Source organism: Enterococcus sp. 12F9_DIV0723 (assembly GCF_002174375.1).
Taxonomy (GTDB): Bacteria; Bacillota; Bacilli; order Lactobacillales; family Enterococcaceae; genus Enterococcus_A; species Enterococcus_A gilvus.
In genome coordinates this window covers 1-4,476 of sequence record NZ_NIBK01000004.1, presented here as the reverse complement: position 1 = coordinate 4,476, position 4,476 = coordinate 1, and the positions used below count along the sequence as shown (strand labels likewise).

Here is a 4,476-nt window from a genome sequence, read left to right as displayed (position 1 = left end):
ATTACGTTCGTTGCTTTAAAAAGAGGCTTATTTAATAAATAACACCTTTAAAATGGTTTTTTACTCCACTTAATGCTACTATATAAGTGTAGTATAAAACATGAATGAGGTGGTTGAATGAATAAAGAAGCGATTATTGTTGGAGAAAGCTATGAATGCCGTAAAACGGATTTTGCTCGGCCGATCATTGGGGAAGTAATACGTAAAGAAAAAAATGGCTGCATTGTAAATGTAGAACGTTTTTACGGGTTAGATGCAGATAGGATTGACCAAGTAAATGGTCAAGTATTAATTAAATATGCGGAAGTAGCAGGTATCGTTTCTAAAGAATGTTTCTTTAGTTAAATCGACCGTCCTTTTACAAAGCTCACCTAAAAGACCGATTATCGGCTTTTGGGTGACTTTTTTTGTCTTGATTTGAATATCCATAAAAGGACGGATAATTAAATAACGCAGCTTTTTTTCTTATGAAAGCTAAAGAAAATGGGTTCTAGTTCAAGAAATATAAAGTAAAAATCCCTGATGGAATAAGCTCGATCTGCTCTCCATCAGGGATTTTTTAAATAGTTTGAATCAGATACTCTGCGAATTCCGAAGTTGAAAGCGCGTCAATTGCTAACATCTGTGCGAAATCATGTGTCATCTGTTTATTTTGAAGTGCCTCTTCAATGGCTTTTGGAATTTTTTTACCCGCTTCAGACCAGCCGAGATACTCGAGCATCATTGCGGCTGAAAGGAGTAGGGAGCAAGGATTCGCCCAACCTTTTCCTGCAATGTCCGGGGCTGTTCCATGTGTTGCTTCAAAAATTGCGTGTCCAGTGCGGTAATTGATGTTTGCCCCTGGTGAAATCCCGATACCTCCAACTTGTGCAGCTAATGCATCTGAAATATAGTCGCCGTTCAGATTCGTTGTAGCCACTACTTGGTACTTCTCAGGATAAAGCAAGATTTGCTGTAAAAAATTATCCGCGATGACGTCATCAACAATGATTTTTCCATCTGCTTTGGCTTCTTTCAATGCGCTCTCTGCTTTTTCAGGCCCTATTTCAGCGGCGATCTTTTTATAGTCATTCATAGTGAAGGCCTGAGGATAATTCTTTTCAATGAAATCGTAGCCCCAATTTTTGAATCCGCCTTCGGTAAATTTCATGATATTGCCTTTGTGGACCAAGGTTACTCGTGTTTGCCCTTGATCTACCGCATAATCCAAAGCCGCAGCAATCAGGCGTTCGCTGCCTTCTTGCGAGATCGGTTTGATCCCAAGCGCGCTTGTTGCAGGGAAACGTACTTTCGTGACAGAGAGTGTGTTTGTCAAAAACGCCAAAAGCTGTGCGACTTCTTTAGAGTCTTTTGCAAATTCGATCCCCGCGTATACATCTTCAGTATTTTCTCTAAAGATAGTCATATTTGTTTTTTCTGGTTCCTTCAACGGAGAAGGGACCCCTTTAAAATAACGAACAGGACGAACACAAGCGTAAAGGTCCAGCTCTTGTCGCAGGGTGACATTTAATGAACGAAAGCCTTCTCCAATAGGTGTGGTCAGAGGCCCTTTGATAGCAACCTTGTGCTCCTTGATGGCAGCTAATGTTTCTTCTGGAAGCCAAGTGCCGGTTTGGTTGAAGGCTTTTTCTCCAGCGAGAATCTCGAGCCAGTGAATCTTTCGACCATCTTCATACGTGGAAGCGACCGCTGCATCAACGACTTTTTGTGCTGCTTGCCATATTTCTGGACCAATACCATCGCCTTGAATATAAGGAATGGTCGGATTTAAAGTAGTTGTCATTAGGCCTGCTCCTTTTGCATTTTTTTATTTATGACTAAAGGCAGAATGCCTTTGTTTTTCCAGTAAGCAATATCTGCCTCCGAATCAAAGCGCAGTTTTACTTGGAAATGCTGCTCGTTTTCACCCTTAGCAGTCACAGCGATCAGCTGATTGATCACAGGTTCTGTTGGAAAATCAAAGGTATAAGTTTCCAATCCAGTCAGGCCTAAAGATTCGGCAGATTCACCTGGAAGGTATTCGAAAGGAATCACACCCATCATTACTAAATTGCTGCGATGAATACGCTCATAACTTTCTGCTAAAACGGCTTTGACCCCCAATAAATTTGTTCCTTTGGCAGCCCAATCGCGAGAAGAGCCCATGCCATAATCTTTGCCAGCAAGAATCACTGTACCGATTTGGTCCTTTTGGTACTGCATAGCGGCATCATAGATAGACAATTCTTCACCATTTGTGGCTAGCTTCGTGTACCCACCAGTCGTTTCAGGAGTTAATTGGTTTTGAATTCGGATATTTCCAAAGGTCCCTCGCATCATTACCTCATGATTGCCTCGACGAGAACCGAATGAATTGAAGTCCTTATAAGCCAAACCATGTTCTTTTAAATAACGGCCTGCAGGCGATTGCATCCCGATGTTTCCAGCAGGTGAGATATGATCCGTAGTTACAGTGTCACCAAATTTGGCTAGAACGCGCAAGTCGGCCAACGGATTTTCTGTGTTTTCTGTTTGGTCAAGATCCGTAAAGAAAGGAGGATTTGCTATATAGGTTGACGCATCATCCCATTCGTAGCATTCTCCTTTTGAAGTCTCAATTTGATTCCAGCGTTCATTCGATTGATAGATATTTTCATAGGCGGCACGAAAGTCTTGAGGATTTAAAAAGTCATTGATATAGGTGTTGACCTCTTCTTGAGAAGGCCATAAATCTGCTAAATAAATATCCTTTCCCTCGATCGTCGCAAGGGCTTCTTTCGTCAAATCTTTTTTAATCGTACCAGCCAAAGCATAGGCGATCACAAGCGGCGGAGATGCCAAATAATTCGCTTTGATCAAAGGGTGGATTCGTCCTTCAAAATTTCTGTTTCCTGAAAGGACAGCGGACACAACCAAATCGCTCTCTTTTAAAGTTGCTTCTATTTCTTCTTCTAAAGGACCGGAGTTTCCGATACAGGTCGTACAACCGTAGCCAACGATGTCAAACCCTAATTCGGCAAGTGGTTCCAGCAGGTTGCCTTTTTCTAAATATTGAGTGACGATTTTTGAGCCGGGGGCAAGGGAGGTTTTAATTGTCGAAGGCACCTCAAGTCCCAATTCAACGGCTTTTTTAGCCAACAGCCCCGCGGCCACCATTACAGAAGGATTGCTGGTATTTGTACAACTAGTAATTGCCGCTAATGCAAGGTCGCCGGTTTCAATGACTTGATCGGTTCCTTTTGTGGTTTCTTTCCGATTCAGCTCATCAGGAGACAATCCGAATCCCTTTGGTCCGCTTGGATTTGTTAGCGATGTTTGGAAATTTTCAGCAACTTCGGCTAACGGCACCCTATCTTGAGGACGTTTGGGCCCAGCAACAGACGAATGGACCGTCGATAGATCTAATTGGATCACTCGTGTGTAGAGAGGTGTCTCTGAGCCATCATAAAAGAGATGATTCTGCTTTGCATAGGCCTCAACTAGTTTGACTTGCTCTTCCTGACGACCTGTCAAACGAAGGTAATTCAAGGTTTCTTCATCAATTGGGCAGAAGCCGCATGTCGCGCCGTATTCAGGCGCCATATTAGCGATCGTTGCACGGTCTGAAAGGCTCAGGCTCTTATAGCCTGTTCCGAAATACTCAACGAATTTTCCAACAACTTTTTCATTGCGCAAAAGCTCAGTGAGGTAGAGAGCCAGGTCAGTGGCAGTTGCTCCAGGGCTCAAGCTTCCAGTCAGCTCTACACCGATGACTTCGGGAGTCGGGAAATAGGAAGCTTCTCCTAAAATCGCTGCTTCTGCCTCAATACCGCCGACACCCCAACCGAGTACGCCTAGTCCATTGATCATCGTTGTATGAGAATCTGTCCCTTCTAGGGAATCAGGGAATAGTAAATCATCGTCATTTTTTAAAATGACGTCTGATAAATATTCCAGATTGACCTGGTGGATGATTCCTGTTTCAGGGGGAACGACTTCAAAATTATCAAAGGCTTGTTGTGCCCATTTAAGAAATTGATAGCGTTCATGATTGCGCTCAAATTCTTTTTCCGTATTGAAGGACAGGCTTTCCTTTGTTCCCGCGGAGTCTACTTGAACAGAATGGTCAACTACTAAAGTGACGGGAATTTCCGGATTGATTACTTTAGGATCTCCCCCTAACTTAACGACTGCATCTCGCATCGCTGCCAAATCCACGACTGCTGGAACGCCAGTAAAGTCTTGTAAGACAACCCGTGAAGGGCGGAAAGGAACAACGCCTGCAGGTTTTTTTGCATCGAATGCTATCAAGTTCTCCAAATCTGCGTGCTCTTGATGGCGTGCCAAGCTTTCTAATAATACGCGAATGCTGTATGGATAATCAGTAATATTTTTTTTATACGTATCGACAATCGATGAAAGATCAAAGTATGTATAATGTTCGTCATTGAAGACAAGCTCTTTTTTCCAGTTCATTCCAAAATCCCTCCTGAATACGTTATCGTTTAAAATCAGATG

At 42.8% G+C, this 4,476-nt stretch carries 3 protein-coding genes; 1 reads left to right on the top strand and 2 read right to left on the bottom strand.

Annotated elements, in window-relative coordinates; genetic code table 11:
• The first annotated feature begins 117 nt into the window (after positions 1–117).
• Positions 118–345 carry a hypothetical protein gene (locus A5868_RS18725; RefSeq protein ID WP_010780497.1) on the top strand — a complete coding sequence of 76 codons (228 nt, stop codon included), beginning with the start codon at positions 118–120 and terminating at the stop codon, positions 343–345.
• Positions 346–559: 214 nt separating this feature from the next.
• On the opposite strand, the gene icd is transcribed toward A5868_RS18725, so the two are convergent.
• Both icd and acnA read right to left on the bottom strand, forming a co-directional pair.
• On the bottom strand, positions 560–1,783 hold the full coding sequence (gene icd / locus A5868_RS18720) for an NADP-dependent isocitrate dehydrogenase (RefSeq protein WP_086303637.1): 1,224 nt from the start codon (positions 1,781–1,783) through the stop codon (positions 560–562).
• Complete coding sequence (gene acnA, locus A5868_RS18715) at positions 1,783–4,434, bottom strand: aconitate hydratase AcnA (protein ID WP_086303638.1); 2,652 nt, start codon at positions 4,432–4,434, stop codon at positions 1,783–1,785. Before acnA ends, icd begins: the two co-directional genes overlap by 1 nt.
• Positions 4,435–4,476: the final 42 nt, after the last annotated feature.